This is a genomic window from Arsukibacterium tuosuense (genome assembly GCF_900215315.1).
In the GTDB taxonomy this organism is placed as follows: domain Bacteria; phylum Pseudomonadota; class Gammaproteobacteria; order Enterobacterales; family Alteromonadaceae; genus Alishewanella; species Alishewanella tuosuense.
This window is the reverse complement of record NZ_OBEB01000001.1, coordinates 197,641-215,158: the sequence shown is the minus strand read 5'-3', so window position 1 is coordinate 215,158 and position 17,518 is coordinate 197,641. Positions and strand designations below refer to the sequence as shown.

The window sequence follows — 17,518 nt, the reverse complement described above, 5'->3', positions numbered from 1 at the left end:
AAAAAAACAGCCCCTAGTTTAGGGGCTTGCAAAGCACTCAGCAAGTATTAGCCTTAATCAGCTGAAGCTGATTTTTTACCGGCAGGATTGTTAAGGGAAATAACCTTGGTTTTACTGATTTTATGCCGATAAATTTCTCGCAGATATTTAATAGCTTTTTTAACACTGTCACGACTTAGCCGAATATCATTTATGGAAATAAATTTATCTTTATTATGAATAAGTTCGCGGTATTTTTTCTCGTACATTGGTTTAATCGCGTACCAGTTGGTGTCGAGAATCTTCGCCGGATTTTCAAATTCATTCAGCATGGCATCGACTTTCTGCTCATCAAACTCGTCACTGCGGATAAAATCGAGCATCGCCTGGTCCAGCTTTTCGTCAAAACGATAACTGTCTTTGGCAAAGCAACGTTTTATAAAAGCCACGATCAAGGTTAGAAAGTCATCGCTTAAACAAGGGCTTTTTACAATTAACGTAGTCAGTGAAATATTAGCTGAAGCCCCGATAACTAGCGCGTAGCGCTTTAACGTGGTGTTCGGAAATAAGTTATTTAAATGCGACTTTAAGCGGTTCAGATCCATATAAGACAGCTTGTAGTCTTTTGGTAGTGACACAATGGACACCACTGATGAACAGTTTTTGAAAAAATGCAGATCATTTAATTCGGCGGCGTTGTAGCCATTTTTAACATAGCTGGCCAGCGTTTGGCGGTAACGGCCTGACTCTATTGGTAATAAACTGATCCCTTCAATGGCCTGAGTCACTTTATTAAAGTGCGGTAAATCGATTGAACGGAAAAATAAGTCGTCGATATTCAAACCATTTTTATCAGAAGCTTTGCTTTTTTCAGTGCTATCCCGCTGGTTAGCCGGAATAACTGATTCAGCATATGCTACCGCAACCGGGCCAGCCAGGCTCATAAATAAGTCATTGGCATCGAGCCGGATGGTTTCGCCAATATCAATACCCGCGCGGCGGAAATAATTTTCATCGTAGTCGGTAGTGACCGCCTGCGCCGTCAGAATATTAAATATTTGCTGTGAGATATATTGATTGGCGTATTTTTCCATGGCGTTAACGTCGATATGTTGAATATCGCCATCGTCTGTCTCTTCAGCGTAACGCATAATATCATTGGAAATAAGCATCATAGCGTTCCATGGGCGAATGCGGTGCATCACGCTGGACTCGCTACTGTCTTCATTATCAAAGTTATAAGAAAAATCCCATTCCTCTGCCAGATATTTGCACAGCAGCCGGCCGGCATTAATATGCAAAGCCTCTGACATTTCAACACCATGGTCGGAAATATTAGGCAAAATACAAATGCCGCTGGTAAATATAGGTTCAAAAACAAAGGAATGGCCGCGGTTTTCCTCATTTTCTGTAACAGGACGAGTGTCAAAGGTTTTACTCATATACGCATACTGCTGGGCCAGGCCAAACTCTGAGGCCATACCCGAGCCGGTGCCGCCACCGGCACTGAAAATATAAAAGTACAGCCGCGACTGATTCGCTTTGATACCACAAGAATCGATAAGGTAAGAATGAATAAACTTCCACTCAGCATTAGAAAAACGCTGAGTATCCTTATTTAAGATAATCTTCGCTAAGTATTGACCCAGAATAGGAGCGTTACCGGCGCCGCCGGCATGGACTTCCGATAAGTCCATTATTTTCATTTTAGTATAATCATGTAAAAACCCGCTTTTTTCACCTTTATGTGAAAAACGGATCCGGCCTTCAATATCTTTATCCAGATCACCCAGCATCACTAAGGGCTCAATTAAAAAAACCGGTTTTAAACTATTGTCCGGTGTCAGGTGTAAACTGCGTTTAATCCAGCGCATAGGCCGGTATTCCTGTTCGCGACTTTGCTTCTCTTCATTGTTAAACTCATTTAAGTAAAAGTTTCTGGCGCTGTACACCAGCGAGGCAACGTCCAGCGCGATATTAGAGCCGCAGCGACCGAGCCCAATCAGACACACCGAGGGGAAATGTTGTTGTTTACGGTTTTCCAGTTCGTTATCTGTCTGAACTTGCGGAAAAACACTACTGCGCAGCGCGTCCAGATTAGCCAGAATGCGGTTTAAATCACGTTCAGTGAAGTAAAGATAGCCTTCACTGGCGAAGGCCACAGCGGAGTCACTCTGCGTGTCGTCCGGTTGCTCCGTCAACTTTGATTTGCTGCTGACAGTGGTAACTGCATTCGATTGTTTATTTATAATTTTATTGGTCATCACGCTCACCCCGGTTAATACCTGAAAGCCAGTCCAAAGCAAAACTACGCAGGTTTAAACTCACAGGTTTAAATTACGCAGATTTAAACGTAGTCGGGATTTAAGCGTAATACAATTCAGACAAAAAAAAAGCGGCGACCAGGTCACCGCTTTTTAAATACGATTTCTTAAAGAATAATCTCACAACAAGATATTACATATTAGGGTAATTGGGCCCGCCGCCGCCCTCTGGTGTTACCCAGGTTATGTTCTGGCTTGGATCTTTAATATCGCAGGTTTTACAATGAATACAGTTTTGTGCATTAATTTGAAAGCGCGGTTGCTTACCATCTTCATTAATAACTTCGTAAACACCAGCCGGGCAATAACGCTGGGCCGGTTCATCATATTTGGCCAGATTTACCTCAATAGGTATGCTGGGATCGGCAAGTTTTAAATGGCAAGGCTGCTCTTCTTCATGGTTAGTATTAGATAAATATACCGAAGTAAGCCGGTCGAAACTGATAATATTGTCTGGTTTTGGATAGAGAATTTTTTCAGCGTCTGCAGCCAGTTTCAACTGCGCATAATCCCGGTTGTCATCCTTAATGGTAAAAGGCAGTTTGCCGCCAAACCAGTTTTGGTCAATAGTGTTAAACACACCACCCCAGAAGGTACCAAATTTGTGCATTGCCGGGCCAAAGTTACGCGAGCTTTGCAACTCCTCGTATAACCAGCTTTGTTTTACGGCGTCGGCGTATTCTGTCAGATCTTTACCGCCGGTTTCTGCATTATTTAACGCGGTAAATACCGTTTCTGCCGCCAGCATGCCGGATTTCATCGCGGTATGGTTGCCTTTAATCTTGGCAAAATTTAAGGTGCCAGCATCACAGCCCAATAATAAACCACCGGCAAAACTCATTTTCGGTAAGCTGTTCAAGCCACCTTTGGCAATGGCCCTGGCACCATAACTGACCCGTTTGCCGTCGGTCAGGTATTGCTTAATAACCGGATGTTGCTTGTAACGTTGAAACTCAGCAAAGGGATCCAGATGTGGATTGCTGTAATTTAAATCAATAATTAATCCCACCACGATTTGCTGACTTTCAGCATGGTACAGATAACCGCCGCCTGAGGCTTCGTTCGCCAATGGCCAGCCCGCAGAATGCACCACCAGCCCCTGGTGATGATTATTGGCAGGGACATCCCAGATTTCCTTGAAACCAATGGCGTAGTGCTGGGGTGAGACATCTTTATCCAGCTGGAAATGAGAAATAAGTTGCTTGCCCAGATGGCCACGGCAACCTTCAGCAAACAGCGTGTATTTTGCGCGCAATTCCATGCCCGGGGTAAAACTGTCTTTGGGCTTGCCGTCGCGGTCCAGGCCCATATCACCAATTAAAATGCCTTTAACCACATTATCTTCAAGCAGCAATTCACTGGCGGCAAAACCCGGGAAAATTTCCACGCCCAAAGCTTCGGCCTGTTCGGCCAGCCAACGGCATAAGTTGGCCATTGAGACGATATAATTGCCGCTATTATGCATAGTTTTTGGCACTGCAAAACCCGGCAACTTTCTGCTGCTTTCTGCGCCGCTGAACAGATAAATATCATCGTGGGTTACCGGAGTAGAGAGCGGGGCACCGGTTTCCTGCCAGTTGGGCAATAATTCATTCAAGGCTCTGGGTTCAAATACCGCACCAGACAATATATGGGCGCCAACTTCAGAGCCTTTTTCGACCACACATACCGTAATTTCTTTGCTGGCCTGCTGCGCTTGTTGCATCAACCGGATCGCGGCCGATAAGCCCGCTGGCCCGGCGCCAACGATTACTACATCGAACTCCATTGCTTCTCTTTCCACGATGGTTACCTCTTGGATGCTTATATTTACAGTATTCACTGCGTTTATTGTGCTGATAAGGGTATTGCAGGTTGACGTTAACGTCAACAGTAAGTAGATTGTCCAGCAATATACATTGTTATGTTTACCTTAACGTAAAGCTGCTGTCAGGCAAGCGATTGCATGCAATTCAAGAGGATTATATGAAGATATTAGTTCCGGTAAAGCGGGTTATCGATTACAACGTCAAAGTCCGGGTTAAAGCAGACCAAACCGGTGTCGATTTAGCCAATGTGAAGATGGCACTTAATCCGTTTTGTGAAATTGCGGTAGAAGAAGCAGTGCGTTTAAAAGAAGCGGGCGTTGCGACAGAGGTGATCGCGGTATCTATTGGTCCTAAGGCGGTGCAGGAGCAACTGCGTACTGCTTTAGCATTAGGAGCCGACCGTGCTATTCATCTGGAAACTGAGCTGAATCTGGATTCATTGCAGGTGGCTAAGCTACTGGCAAAGCTGGTTGCAGAAGAACAGCCGCAGCTGGTGATTCTGGGTAAGCAGGCAATTGATTCAGATAACAACCAAACGGGTCAGATGCTGGCAGCACTAACCGGCATGGGCCAGGGCACCTTTGCCTCTAAAGTTGCTGTTAATGGCGATAAAGTTCAGGTTACCCGCGAAATTGATGGCGGCCTGCAAACGGTTGAATTGAGCTTGCCGGCTGTGGTGTCTACTGATTTGCGTTTGAATGAACCGCGCTATGCCTCGTTGCCTAATATTATGAAAGCGAAAAAGAAACCGCTGGATATTAAAGCTGCTGACAGCCTGGGTGTAAGCCTGAGCTCGAACGTTACGACGCTGAAAGTCACCGCACCACCAACCCGGCAGGGTGGGGTAATTGTAGAGTCGGTAGCGGAACTGGTTGAAAAATTAAAGCATGAAGCGAAGGTGATCTGATGACAATTTTAGTAATTGCAGAGCATAGTAATGATGCGCTTAAAGCCGATACCCATAAAGTAGTCCAGGCGGCAACAAGCATTGGTGGTGACATTCATTTGCTGGTTGCAGGTGAAAATTGTGATGATGCGGCAACGGCCGCAGCAGCTATCGCCGGCGTTTCAAAAGTATTGGTTGCTGATGCCAGTGCTTATGGTCATCAGCTTGCTGAAAACGTCGCAGCGCTGGTTGCCGAAATTGGTAAAGACTACAGCCACATTATGGCGGCAGCGACGACCACAGGCAAAAATATGTTACCCAGGGTTGCGGCGTTGTTAGACGTAGCTCAGCTGTCAGACATTATTGCCGTTGAAAGTGACGATACCTTTGTGCGGCCGGTATATGCCGGTAATGCCATTGCGACTGTGCAGTCTGCCGATGGCATTAAAGTGCTGACAGTTCGCGGTTCAGCGTTTGCAGCAGCGGCAGAGGGTAATAATGCTCCGGTTGAAAAACTGGATATTGTGAAAGATTTGCAGGTATCGACCTTTATTGGTGAAGAGCTGACAAAATCAGCGCGGCCAGAGCTTACCGCTGCTAAGGTGATTATTTCCGGTGGTCGCGGTATGCAAAATGGTGAAAACTTTGCCATGTTAAATGGTATTGCTGATAAGCTTAACGCCGCTATTGGTGCCTCTCGTGCTGCGGTAGACGCCGGCTTTGTACCAAATGATATGCAGGTTGGCCAGACCGGTAAAATTGTCGCACCGGATTTGTATATTGCAGTGGGTATCTCGGGGGCGATTCAGCATTTAGCCGGCATGAAAGACTCAAAAGTCATAGTAGCAATTAATAAAGATGCAGAAGCACCGATTTTTCAGGTTGCAGACTATGGTTTAGTTGCTGATTTGTTTACGGTATTGCCAGAGCTTGAGCAGCAGCTCTGATACTTCGCAACTGCCACCAGAAAGCCAGCATTTGCTGGCTTTTTGCATTTTAGGACTTGTTGCCAGTATGAATTCCGACTTAAGATAAACCTCTAATTTGCCAGGGACGCCAGAACCATGCCTGTGATAATCCGCCATGCTGAACCTGTTGATATCGAAGCGATTAAAGCGATATATGATCAACCCACCGTTTACTCGAATACCCTGCAACTGCCTTATCAGCCCGTCGCCAGCTGGCAGAAACTCTATAACGCCGGTGCCGGTTTCTATAATCTGGTGGCGGAAGTAGAGGGGATCGTAGTGGGGCAACTCGGTCTACAGGTTTGCCAGAACCCCAGGCGACGTCATGTGGCAGAGTTGGGGATGGGCGTGCTGGAAGAGCATCAGGGGCAGGGGGTGGGCTCGGCCTTGCTGCGGGCGGCGCTGGAAATGGCTGACAACTGGCTGAATATCCGCCGCATGGAGCTTACTGTATACAGCAGCAATGAGGTTGCAATAGCATTATATGAACGTTTTGGCTTTGAAGTGGAGGCAGAGCTTGCTGACTTTGCTTTTCAGTATGGTAATTATGTCAGTGCCTTGAGCATGGCCCGGATTAATACCGGTATCAGTTGACACGAATCATTTTGACAGATTGCAACGATAAATAAAAACGGCACCCATGGGTGCCGTCGTCAATACCAGGTAGTAATTAATTAGAGTCAGCGTTTTTCTGACACTGTTCGGTGTCAGTACATTCACCATATAAATACAGACTGTGGTGGGTTAACTTAATGCCATTTTTCTCAGCAATTTCTAATTGCTTGGCTTCAATAATCTCATCTTCAAACTCAATCACTTTGCCACACTTTAAGCACACCAGATGATCATGGTGACTGTTACCGGTCAGTTCAAATACTGATTTACCACCTTCAAAGTGGTGACGGGTTAAAATACCGGCGTCATCAAACTGGTTAAGTACCCGGTATACTGTTGCCAGACCAATGTCCTCACCCAACTCTAACAGAATTTTATATACGTCCTCAGCACTGATATGTTGATGGTTTGGGTCTTGTAAAATCTCAAGTATTTTCACCCGCGGCAGGGTAACTTTCAGGCCGGCCTTACGTAGCTCACTATTATGATCTGACATAAAAAACTCTGTCTTGCTGGTGGATTTGCATCGATTATAAAGACATTAGCACAATATTGAAATGGCCGATTACCGCTGATTTAACCCTGATGCTCTTGTACTTTCACTTTGGCAGGTTAAAATGACCCTTTAACAGGTCATACCAGGTGGAGCTATGCGTTGGGCGTTTAAACCGCAGGTTATGCGAAAATTACTGAATTTCTGGCCACCCTTTCTGTTCAGTGGCATTAAAGTAGCGGTGCTTGCTGACGATTATCGTTACGCCAGGGTAGAACTTAAAAGCCGGCCATGGACCCGTAACATTAATAACAGCCAGTTTGGCGGCTCAATGTTTGCGATGACCGATCCGATATACCCTTTGTTGTTAATGGGTGCGCTTGGCAAAGAATACATTGTCTGGGATAAACAAGCCGATATTGATTACATTAAACCCGGTTTTGGCAAGCTAAGCGCAGAGTTTTTGCTGACAGACGAAGCTGTGGACGATATCAAACAGCATACAGCAGAGGGCGACAAGTATTTTCCGCAGTTTCTGGTTCATATCAAAGATGCTGATAGCAATATTGTCTGTGAGGTAAACCGGACAGTGTATATCCGTAAAAAGCCAAAATATCGGTAACATATTTTGTCGACAAGCCAGCGTGCAACCTTTTAAGACAATAAAAAAGAGGCATACTGCCTCTTTTTCTACACAAACTCTGAATTTTTCACCGGAAGCACCGGACTACAGGTTGGCAAATTCCTGCAGACTCATTTCTTCATAAACCTGTTTGCACCATTGTTTCACCCGTTGCTCGGTTAATTCTGGCTGGCGATCTTCATCCACACCCAGACCAATAAAGTGGCTGTCATCGGCCAGGGCCTTAGAAGCAACAAAGTTGTAACCTGCAGTCGGCCAGTGACCTACGATAATCGCCCCTTTTGGTTCAATAATATCGCGCAGCGTCCCCATCGCGTCCAGAAAGTATTCGGCATAATCTTCCTGATCACCACAACCAAATATTGCGACTAATTTATTATTAAAATCAATGCCTTCTAACTCTGGAAAAAAGTCGTCCCAGTCACATTGTGCTTCACCATAATACCAGGTTGGAATACCCAGTAGTAACAGGTCAAAGCCGGCAATGTCTTCTTTGCTGCTTTTAGCAATATCGCGGATCTCTACCAGATTTTTGCCCAGCTCTTTTTGGATCATCTTCGCGATATGCTCAGTGTTGCCGGTATCGCTACCGAAAAATATTCCTACAGTTGCCATGGTTTATTGCCTTCTTACCTGGATAAAGCTTGCTCTAAAAGTTGTTCAATTAAGTTACTGCGTGTGGTATTAGCCTGCTCAGCGGCCTGACTCAATGCTGCATATAATTGGCCAGATACCTTAAATTCAATACGCTTTAACCCGTTATTACGATCGCGTTTAATTTGATTGCGTTTATTTAATTTAAGCTGTTCTTCACGCGGTAGTGGGTTGGTTTTAGGCCGCCCCGGCCGCTTATCAGCCGCAAACAAATCAATAGTGGTGCGATCAGTGGCGATTTTGGCCATTAATCTCAACCTTGTTATTCGATAAAGTGCTGTACGACAGTTTTAATCACAAATACCAGTGGTGATAAAAACAACACCAGCCAGACAAAGAACCGCCCAAAACGTGGCGCCTGACTCTTTTTCAGCACGTCATTAATGGCCAGTACAATAAAAACATACAGGGTGGCTAAACCAAGCCATAAACCAACGGTTTCAAATTGTGCAACTGTCATCAATGCTGGCCATACCGAAAAAATTGGCCGCACTATAGCATAAAAAAGTTATTTTTTAGTGTGCTGGCTCAATAAAAAGTCACGTACTAACTTAGCAAAAGCAACGGGTTTTTCAGCATGTAACCAATGACCGGTGCCGTTAATGATTTTTGCCTCAGCTGCAGGGAAAAGCTGCATAATTTGCGGCCTGTGCTCCGGCAAAATATAGTCTGACTCAGCGCCCTTAATGAACAATACCGGGCCTGCATACTTATCTTTGGCAGCAGGGGCGCCAAGTAATTCGTCATAACATTTTGACAAGACGCCTAAATTAAAACGCCAGTGAAAGCCCTGTTCAGTTTTATGCAGGCTTTTTAGTAAAAACTGGCGTACACCTGGCTCTTTTATATGTACTGCCATCTGTTTGTCTGCATCACTGCGATTACTAATTGTGGCCAGAGTAACGGCGTTTAAGCCGGCAAATACCGCCTGGTGACTGCGCTCGTAGCGAACCGGGGCAATATCGGCAATAATTAGCTGGCTTACCCGCTTGGGATAAGTAAGCGCAAATGCCATCGCCAGTTTACCGCCGAGGGAATGCCCCAACAAAGCGCATTGTGTAATATCCAGGCTATCGAGGGTTTCAGCTAGATCGGCTACCATGTTGCTGTAACTCATTTGGTCACTGTGGGCAGATTGACCATGGTTTGGTAAATCGATACTGATAATTTGCCACTGGTCACTTAAAGCCCGGGCAATACCCGCTAAGTTTTCATAGCTGCCAAAAAGACCATGGATTAGCACCAGCGGTTCACCGGAACCTATACTGTGTGAATGTAAAATCATCGCTAACTCACTGAAAAGGTTGAAGCGGTATTTTATCAAATTAAGCCGCTGGCGTCAGTGGCAAAGCCTTTATATAATGGGACAACTTTCAGTTGACGGAAAAACCTATGAAAACCATTGAAATAGATGACGATTTATATCATTACATTGCTGCACAAACCCGCCAGATTGGCGAAAGTGCCTCTGATATTCTACGTCGCTTACTGCTGGGTGAGCAGCAAGCAAGCCAAACTTCAGTGGATAGCAGCAAACCTGAAGCAGCTGTAACGGCGCCAGCCAAAGAACTGAAGGACAGCAATAATCCGGGTACCATATTCGACTTAGTCAGCCGCCAGGATTTGCAGGCGGAATCCAGTGTAGTGGGGCGCTTTCTATATTTATTGTCGGTACTGGCACGGGTTCATAAAAAGCAATTTAATAAGGTGCTTGATATTAAAGGCCGCAACCGCCTGTATTTTGCAACCTCCGCCGAGGCGTTGTCAGAAGCAGGTAGTAGCACTAACCCGAAGCAAATTCCAAATACCGGTTTTTGGGTGATTACCAATTCCAATACCACCAGAAAAAAAATGATGCTTACCGAAACCGCCATCAAACTGGGTTATAGTGAGCATGACGCTGAGCGGATCCGCGATTTATTATAAGGAAAGAGTATGTCTTTACATCCCCTGGCCGGACAGCAGGTACCAAACGATCGTATTCCCAATATCAGTCGGTTAATGACTGCCTACTATGTGCTGGAACCTGACGTGCATCAGCACCCGGAACATAAAGTCAGCTTTGGGACGTCGGGTCATCGGGGCAGTGCGCTTAGTTGCTCATTTAATGAGCCACATGTCCTTGCTATATGCCAGGCTATTGCTGATTACCGCAAGGCGCAGGGTATCAACGGCCCGTTGTTTCTGGGCAAAGACACTCATGCGTTGTCAGAGGCCGCTTTTGCCTCCGCCCTTGAAGTATTAATTGCCAATAAAATTCAGGTGTGTATCCAAAAAGATTTAGGCTATACCCCGACCCCGGTCATTTCACATGCCATTCTGACCCAAAACGACGGTGCTGAGGGCAAACTTGCCGACGGCATTGTAATAACGCCATCGCATAACCCGCCGGAAGATGGCGGTATCAAGTATAACCCACCACATGGCGGGCCGGCAGACACTGATGTAACTAACTGGATCCAACAACGGGCCAATGAGCTACTGGCGAAAGACTTAGAAGGCGTGAAAATGATGCCCTACAGTCTGGCGATTCAGTCTGGCTACTGTCAGCACATTGATTATATTCAGCATTATGTTGATGATTTAGAAAACGTTATTGATATGGCGGCTATTGCCAAAGCAGGGATCCGGATTGGTGTCGACCCATTAGGTGGTTCTGGTATTGGTTACTGGCCACGAATCGCCGAGAAGTATGGGCTGGATATTACTGTCGTTAATGACAAAGTTGACCCGGCTTTTGCTTTTATGCCGCTGGATAAAGATGGCCAGATCCGGATGGATTGCTCGTCAGCGTGCGCGATGGCTAATTTAATTCAGTTAAAAGACCAATTTGATGTCGCCATCGGTAACGATCCAGACTTTGACCGCCACGGTATTGTTACCCGCAGCGGCGGCTTAATGAACCCCAATCACTACCTGGCTGTGGCAATTAACTATTTATTGTCTAACCGGCCAGACTGGCCTGCCAGCCTGGCAATTGGTAAAACCCTGGTATCCAGTGCGCTGATTGACCGGGTAGTGGCGGCGCGTGGTCGCACGCTATGTGAAGTACCTGTCGGTTTTAAGTGGTTTGTTGATGGCTTATTTAATGGCACCCTGGCCTTTGGCGGTGAAGAAAGTGCCGGTGCCAGCTTTTTACGGTTAGACGGCAAAGTATGGTCGACTGATAAAGACGGCATCATTCTGGGGCTGCTGGCAGCCGAAATGCTGGCGAAAACCGGGGTAGACCCATACAAACAATATCAGGCGCTAACCAAAGAGCTTGGCTCACCACTATATCGCCGGATAGACGCACCGGCGTCAGCACAGCAGAAAACGGCGCTTAAATCATTGGATATTGCCAGTGTGTCGCAGACTGAACTGGCGGGCGACCCGATACAAGCCGTGTTAACGCGGGCGCCAGGTAATCAGGCTGATATTGGCGGGGTTAAAGTGGTTACCCGCAATGGCTGGTTTGCTGCACGGCCTTCCGGCACCGAAAACGCCTATAAAATTTATCTTGAGAGTTTTGTTGACCAGCAGCACTTACAACAGCTTGAGCAAGATGCTAAAACCTTTGTAGACAAGGTGTTCAGTACTATTTAACTACTAAATTGGCCGCTTCGTATGTAATTTTATTACGAAAGCGGCCTTTATTTTGCCAAATGAAGCAAATTGAGGTATCGTTTTCGTAATATTTCTACATTTAACAATAATATTAGCTGACTCAGCTATGTTGGTTAGCCTAATTAAAATGCTCAGTAAATTTCAGGATTGGCAATGAACAAAGCAACCTCACCGAAGACCGCTGCTGGCGGTGCATCTACCGAACAGCTTAAACAAAATATAATTAAGCACTTACACTCAAGCCTGGGTACCGACGTGAACAAGGCTAGTAGCCAGGCATGGTGGCGAGCTACCTGCGCTGCAGTTAACGAGCAGGTTTTTGATGGCTTACGCAATACTCAGCGTACCCACTATCAGCAAGACACCCGCGCTCTGCATTACTTTAGCCTCGAATACCTGATGGGACGTTTGTTCAGCAATAACCTGCATAATCTGGGGTTATATGCTCAGGCTAAACAAGCTTTGTCTGAGCTGGGTATGAATATTGCTGATCTGGAAGATCAGGAAGAGGATATGGCGTTGGGCAATGGTGGGCTTGGCCGCCTGGCAGCATGTTTTATCGATTCATTAGCGACGTTAAACTACCCGGCAATTGGTTATGGCATTCACTACGAGCACGGCCTGTTTAAACAAAGTTTTCAGGATGGCCGTCAGATTGAGCGCCCTGATAGCTGGCGCGAATACGGTAACCCGTGGGAGATTTGCCGGCCGGAATCGGTGCAGGAAGTGTCAGTATATGGTTATGTTGAAACGGTATACGACCTGCAGGGCACCATGAAAAAAGTCTGGCACCCGGGCCGTATTATTAAAGGTGTACCCTGGGATATTCCCGTAGTTGGTTACAACGGCAGTTCGGTTAATGTGCTGCGTTTATGGGAAAGCCGTGCCAGTGACTTCTTTAACTGGGATGTGTTTAATTCCGGCGGTTATATTGACGCTGCCCGGCAGAACATTGAAGCTGAAACTATCTCCAAGGTGCTGTATCCGAACGATGACACCGATGCGGGTAAAGAGCTGCGGCTTATTCAGCAATATTTTTTCTGCTCCTGCTCGTTAAAAGACATTATTCGCCGTTACAAACGGGCGCATGGTGATGACTGGAGTAAATTTCCACAGCAGGTGGTTATTCAGCTGAACGATACCCATCCGGCTGTCGCCATTCCCGAGCTGATGCGCATTCTGATTGACCGGGCCGACATGAGCTGGGACGACGCCTGGGCGCTGTGTCAGCAAGTATTTGCCTATACCAACCATACATTGCTGCCAGAAGCGCTGGAAAGATGGCCGGTACGGTTGTTTGAAAAAGTGCTGCCACGGCACATTGAAATTATTTATGAAATTAACCGCCGTTTTCTGGTGGAGCAGGTCGACGTGCTGTGGCCTGGTGATAACGCTAAAAAACGCAAACTTTCTATTATTGAAGAAGGCGATGAGCCGATGGTCAGAATGGGCCATCTGTCAGTGGTCGGTTCGTTTAAAGTTAACGGCGTAGCGGAAATTCACTCTAAACTGGTGCAATCAGACTTGTTTCCGGAAATGGTCGCGCTGTGGCCGGATAAGTTTACCAACGTGACAAATGGCGTCACTCCCAGGCGCTGGTTAAAGGCCTGTAATCCACGTCTGGCTAAACTGCTAGATGAAAAAGTTGGTAGTGGCTGGCCGGTTGACCTGAAATTGCTAAGTAAACTGGCAGAGTTTGCTGATGATGCGCAGGTTCAGGATAACTTTATGGCGATTAAACAGCAGAACAAAGCTGATTTTGCCAAAGAGGTAAAGAAACTAACCAAGATTGATATCGATCCTGCAGCCATATTTGATATTCAGATTAAACGTTTGCATGAATACAAACGCCAACATCTTAACTTACTGCATATTCTGGCATTGTACCGGCGAATTCTGCAAAACCCGGATTACGACATGGTACCCCGGGTATTTATTTTCGGCGCGAAAGCAGCACCTGGTTATAAACTGGCAAAAGAAATTATCTATGCCATCAACAAAATTGCCGACAAAATAAATAATGACAAGCGGGTTAAAAACCGGCTTAAAGTGGTGTTTATGCCAAATTACCGGGTTACGTTGGCTGAGAAAATGATCCCGGCGGCAGATGTATCTGAGCAAATTTCTACCGCTGGAAAAGAGGCGTCAGGTACCGGCAATATGAAACTGGCGTTAAACGGCGCGGTAACTGTTGGTACCCTGGACGGCGCCAATATTGAAATTGCTGAGGAAGTCGGTAATGACAATATCGCGATTTTTGGTCTGACAGTGGATGAAGTAAAAGCACTGCATGCTAAGGGTTACCATAGTTACGACTATTACCACAATAATCCGGAAATTAAAGCTATATTAGACTGGCTGGAAACCGATTATTTTACCCCGGGTAAACCAGGCGAGCTGGCGGCGATTAAACACAGTTTGCTCGAAGGCGGCGACCCTTACCTGGTGTTGGCTGACTTTGAATCCTATGCCAAGGCACAACAGCAGATAGACAGCTGGTATCGCGACAAGGCGGGCTGGGCCAGAAAAGCTATTCTTAACACGGCGTTGGTAGGTAAATTCACCTCTGACCGCTCAATTGAGGATTATGTCAGCCGGGTCTGGCGCTTAACGCCCTGTAAAGTGGCCAACTAAGCCAGCTTGTTTCGTTCAGTACATTACAAAGCCCATCATTGGATGGGCTTTTTTTATTGGTTGTTAGTTGGCAATTCTGCCAGCTGAACGTTACGCTGTAAGGCATAGTTACTCACGCAAGGGCTACGCTGATGAGGTTGTTATTCAGAAGACCTGCTGCAATTTTGCTGCTGCTTTATAGTGCAAGCCTGACAGCGCAACAGCATAGTAGGACGGGAGTACTGGCAGCAACTCAGGATAATACCGTTGAAAATACGCCAATTCACTGGACAATTAATGATGCACCACCGTTTCATGTGCTCCATGGCGAGTACCAACGCCAGGGGATTTGTGATGTCTTAACCAGAGTGGTACATCGCTACCTGCCAGCACAACAAGCCAGCTATCTGCAAATGCCGCAGCCGAGAATTGCTCAGGCGCTGGACAATAAAGAACCCGTTTGTTTCCCCTGTATGATTTATAAACCAGCCGGTGAACCCAGAGCCGTTTATAGTTTGCCCACCCATGTTTACTACCCTCATCACATTATTACCAGCGAAACAACGGCCAGAACACTTCGGGCGCTATACGGCGAGCCGATTTTGTTGGAAAAGTTGCTGGACGACTCGCGCTTTCGACTGGGCTATCCGGCAGGAAGACGATATGGCATCTTGCAACCCTTGTTAAATGAACACGATCCTTACCTGGCCCGGGCAGGCGCGGGCGGTGCTGTCGCCATTTTGCATATGATAAGTTCAGGCCGGCTTGATTACACCATTGACTATCCAATAGTCGCCAACTATTTTCAGCGACTTTATAACCGCAGTATGGTCACCCTGGAAATTACCGAAAATCATCAGCAGCCAGTAGCAGGCGCTATTGGCTGTGCCAATACTGATTGGGGCAAGAGTAAAATTGCTGAAATAAACCGGGTGATCAAACAAATACGAACGGATCCTGAGCTGTCAGAGGTATTACAGTTATGGCATAGTAACGGCCTTAACAACAGCAACGATTATGACTACTTTAACCAACAGTGGCTGCAGGTATTTGATGGCGGGAAAGCCAGACAGCAATAACAGTTTTGTTAATGATATAAACATAGTGGAGTAGTACTTGAAACAGCAAGGAAGTTTAGTTTGTGTCGGTACCGGCATGACATTAGGGTCACATATTAGTCCGCTAAGCCGCAGCTATATCGAGCAGGCAGATGTGGTTTTTTTGCTGGTAGCAGATGGTATTACTGAACAATGGGTGCAGCAAATGAACAGTGATGTTCGCTCGTTGCAGCCCTATTATCAGACCGGTGTATCACGGATGTTAAGTTATCAGCAAATGGTCGCTGCCATGCTGGCTGAAGTCAGACAAAACAAAAAAGTGGTTGGTGCCTTTTATGGCCACCCGGGAGTATTTGCCTGGGTACCGCATAAAGCGATTGCCGAGGCGAAAGCTGAGGGTTTTGCCGCCCATATGGAGCCAGGTATTTCGGCCGAAGATTGTCTGATAGCCGATTTAGCAATAGACCCTGGTACCTATGGCTGCCAGCATTTTGAAACCAGCCAGTTTATGTTCTATAAGCGCACTATTGACCCGGCAGCTTACCTGATTTTATGGCAAGTGGGGGTAGCGGGCGATCGCAGCCTGGCTAAGCGTGGCACAGATAGCCGTTACCGACAGTTACTTGTTGAGGTATTGGCAGAATATTATCCGTTAAGCCATCAGGTTATATTGTATGAGGCGGTAACCTTGCCTATTCAGCAGCCGCGGATCACAACCTTGGCGCTGGCTGAGCTGGTGACTGCCGAGATGGATCCAAAAACCACGCTAGTGATCCCGCCAGCCACCAAAATGGTCGCCAACCAGCAGATGCTGGATAAACTGGCGGCGTTGCAGGCTGATGATGACAAATATTGATGATGATAAATATGGGGAATCCGCTTAACCACAGCTGTAACTTTGAGACACCATTGTTGCGGCTACGAGCAATGGCCGCATCTGATCAGTCACTTTACCGGCAGCTTTTTAGCAGTAAAGAAATAATGCAATGGATTGCTGAGCCATTAACTGATGCCCGGTTAACCAGCAGTTTTGCCGCGGCGCTGCAGCATAACAACGGCGCAGCGGACGAGCTGGTGGCGGGAGGCCGGCTTTTTCTGGTGATTGCTGAACGGCCAGCTGAGGTAGCGGTTGGCTTAATGGCCGCCACATTTACAGCAGCCAATGCAACAACTTCTGCTGCCAGCGTTAACGCAGAAGTTGGCATAATGCTGTTACCCTCTGCTCAGCGTAAAGGCCTGGCTAAGGAGGCTTTAGCTGGCTTGTGCCAAAGGTTGTCGCAACGTAGCGTAGTCAATAACATAATATGTAATATTACCGAGGGTAATCTGGCGGCAAAAAAGCTGGTTAGTGGTCTGGGCTTTGTGTATTGTAAGCAGGCTAATCACTATAAATTAGAAAAACAATAATAAAATAACGTACAGGGCGTTCAGCATGAATAATGTATTACAGTTATTACAACGGTTGGGTGAAGATGCCGCATTGCGCCATCTGGCAGATACCCAACTGGAACAAGTTATTAACCCGTTAAATCTGGATCCGGCAATCCAACAAGCTATTTGTCAGCAAGACGAAATTACATTGGCCCGGTTGCTTCATGCCAAAAATAAAATTGTCTGCATGATATATCCTGCTGAAGAACCAGCGCCAGCAGATGAGCCGGCAGAACAACCGGTCAAACAGCCAGACGACACCCCTGAGCCAACCGATACCGAGATAAAACGGGCCAGCTAAGTTGAACTCAACAGCGATAAGCGATCTGTTGGTGCTGTTGAGCAAACTAACATTATCAATAGCACTATACTTTTTGTTTTTAGCAACTGCTGCGCCGGTTGTCGCTAGTGACAGCGGCAATGTTGTGCCCGGTGAAAAT

The 17,518-nt window shown here is 46.5% G+C and carries 18 protein-coding genes; 11 read left to right on the top strand and 7 right to left on the bottom strand.

Annotated elements, in window-relative coordinates; all coding sequences use genetic code 11:
* Positions 1–53: 53 nt before the first annotated feature.
* Positions 54–2,243, bottom strand: coding sequence for a hypothetical protein (locus tag CRO03_RS00920; protein ID WP_097109703.1), 2,190 nt, complete (start codon positions 2,241–2,243; stop codon positions 54–56).
* A gap of 193 nt (positions 2,244–2,436) precedes the next feature.
* A complete protein-coding gene (locus tag CRO03_RS00915; protein ID WP_212682329.1) occupies positions 2,437–4,071 on the bottom strand; it encodes an electron transfer flavoprotein-ubiquinone oxidoreductase in 1,635 nt (544 codons plus the stop codon).
* 197 nt (positions 4,072–4,268) lie between these two features.
* Here CRO03_RS00915 and CRO03_RS00910 point away from each other — a divergent pair, with 197 nt between their 5' ends.
* The 3 genes from CRO03_RS00910 to CRO03_RS00900 all read left to right on the top strand — a co-directional run bounded on the left by CRO03_RS00910 (position 4,269) and on the right by CRO03_RS00900 (position 6,559).
* Positions 4,269–5,018, top strand: coding sequence for an electron transfer flavoprotein subunit beta/FixA family protein (locus CRO03_RS00910; RefSeq protein WP_097110344.1), 750 nt, complete (start codon positions 4,269–4,271; stop codon positions 5,016–5,018).
* The gene (locus CRO03_RS00905; RefSeq protein ID WP_097109702.1) at positions 5,018–5,944 is read left to right on the top strand and encodes an electron transfer flavoprotein subunit alpha/FixB family protein; all 927 of its coding nucleotides are present in this window, start codon (positions 5,018–5,020) and stop codon (positions 5,942–5,944) included. Before CRO03_RS00910 ends, CRO03_RS00905 begins: the two co-directional genes overlap by 1 nt.
* Positions 5,945–6,061: 117 nt before the next feature.
* Complete coding sequence (locus CRO03_RS00900) at positions 6,062–6,559, top strand: GNAT family N-acetyltransferase (RefSeq protein ID WP_097109701.1); 498 nt, start codon at positions 6,062–6,064, stop codon at positions 6,557–6,559.
* A 76-nt stretch (positions 6,560–6,635) separates the two neighbouring features.
* On the opposite strand, the gene fur is transcribed toward CRO03_RS00900, so the two are convergent.
* A complete protein-coding gene (gene fur, locus CRO03_RS00895; protein ID WP_097109700.1) occupies positions 6,636–7,076 on the bottom strand; it encodes a ferric iron uptake transcriptional regulator in 441 nt (146 codons plus the stop codon).
* A gap of 154 nt (positions 7,077–7,230) precedes the next feature.
* Here fur and CRO03_RS00890 point away from each other — a divergent pair, with 154 nt between their 5' ends.
* Positions 7,231–7,695 carry a DUF4442 domain-containing protein gene (locus tag CRO03_RS00890; protein WP_097109699.1) on the top strand — a complete coding sequence of 155 codons (465 nt, stop codon included), beginning with the start codon at positions 7,231–7,233 and terminating at the stop codon, positions 7,693–7,695.
* Between the two features lie 105 nt (positions 7,696–7,800).
* On the opposite strand, the gene fldA is transcribed toward CRO03_RS00890, so the two are convergent.
* The 4 genes from fldA to CRO03_RS00870 are packed head-to-tail and all read right to left on the bottom strand — an operon-like array spanning position 7,801 to position 9,655.
* Positions 7,801–8,331, bottom strand: a complete 531-nt coding sequence (gene fldA / locus CRO03_RS00885; RefSeq protein ID WP_097109698.1) for a flavodoxin FldA — start codon at positions 8,329–8,331, stop codon at positions 7,801–7,803.
* Between the two features lie 14 nt (positions 8,332–8,345).
* Positions 8,346–8,618, bottom strand: a complete 273-nt coding sequence (gene ybfE, locus CRO03_RS00880; protein ID WP_097109697.1) for a LexA regulated protein — start codon at positions 8,616–8,618, stop codon at positions 8,346–8,348.
* A 14-nt stretch (positions 8,619–8,632) separates the two neighbouring features.
* Positions 8,633–8,830, bottom strand: coding sequence for a DUF2788 domain-containing protein (locus tag CRO03_RS00875; protein ID WP_097109696.1), 198 nt, complete (start codon positions 8,828–8,830; stop codon positions 8,633–8,635).
* Positions 8,831–8,878: 48 nt separating this feature from the next.
* Complete coding sequence (locus CRO03_RS00870) at positions 8,879–9,655, bottom strand: alpha/beta fold hydrolase (protein ID WP_097110343.1); 777 nt, start codon at positions 9,653–9,655, stop codon at positions 8,879–8,881.
* Between the two features lie 107 nt (positions 9,656–9,762).
* Between CRO03_RS00870 and seqA the strand changes: the two genes are divergently transcribed.
* The 7 genes from seqA (at position 9,763) to CRO03_RS00835 (ending at position 17,379) form a co-directional block, all read left to right on the top strand.
* Positions 9,763–10,296 (top strand): replication initiation negative regulator SeqA, encoded by a 534-nt coding sequence (gene seqA / locus CRO03_RS00865; RefSeq protein WP_097109695.1) that lies wholly within the window; start codon positions 9,763–9,765, stop codon positions 10,294–10,296.
* Between the two features lie 9 nt (positions 10,297–10,305).
* Positions 10,306–11,955 carry a phosphoglucomutase (alpha-D-glucose-1,6-bisphosphate-dependent) gene (gene pgm, locus CRO03_RS00860; protein WP_097109694.1) on the top strand — a complete coding sequence of 550 codons (1,650 nt, stop codon included), beginning with the start codon at positions 10,306–10,308 and terminating at the stop codon, positions 11,953–11,955.
* A 174-nt stretch (positions 11,956–12,129) separates the two neighbouring features.
* Complete coding sequence (locus CRO03_RS00855; RefSeq protein ID WP_097109693.1) at positions 12,130–14,610, top strand: glycogen/starch/alpha-glucan phosphorylase; 2,481 nt, start codon at positions 12,130–12,132, stop codon at positions 14,608–14,610.
* Positions 14,611–14,741: 131 nt separating this feature from the next.
* Entirely contained in the window at positions 14,742–15,668 is a 927-nt protein-coding gene (locus tag CRO03_RS00850; protein WP_097109692.1) for an ABC transporter substrate-binding protein, read from the top strand.
* A gap of 37 nt (positions 15,669–15,705) precedes the next feature.
* Positions 15,706–16,503 carry an SAM-dependent methyltransferase gene (locus CRO03_RS00845; protein ID WP_245861375.1) on the top strand — a complete coding sequence of 266 codons (798 nt, stop codon included), beginning with the start codon at positions 15,706–15,708 and terminating at the stop codon, positions 16,501–16,503.
* The gene (locus CRO03_RS00840) at positions 16,503–17,054 is read left to right on the top strand and encodes a GNAT family N-acetyltransferase (RefSeq protein WP_097109690.1); all 552 of its coding nucleotides are present in this window, start codon (positions 16,503–16,505) and stop codon (positions 17,052–17,054) included. Before CRO03_RS00845 ends, CRO03_RS00840 begins: the two co-directional genes overlap by 1 nt.
* 25 nt (positions 17,055–17,079) lie before the next feature.
* Positions 17,080–17,379 (top strand): hypothetical protein, encoded by a 300-nt coding sequence (locus tag CRO03_RS00835; RefSeq protein ID WP_097109689.1) that lies wholly within the window; start codon positions 17,080–17,082, stop codon positions 17,377–17,379.
* Positions 17,380–17,518 lie beyond the last annotated feature (139 nt).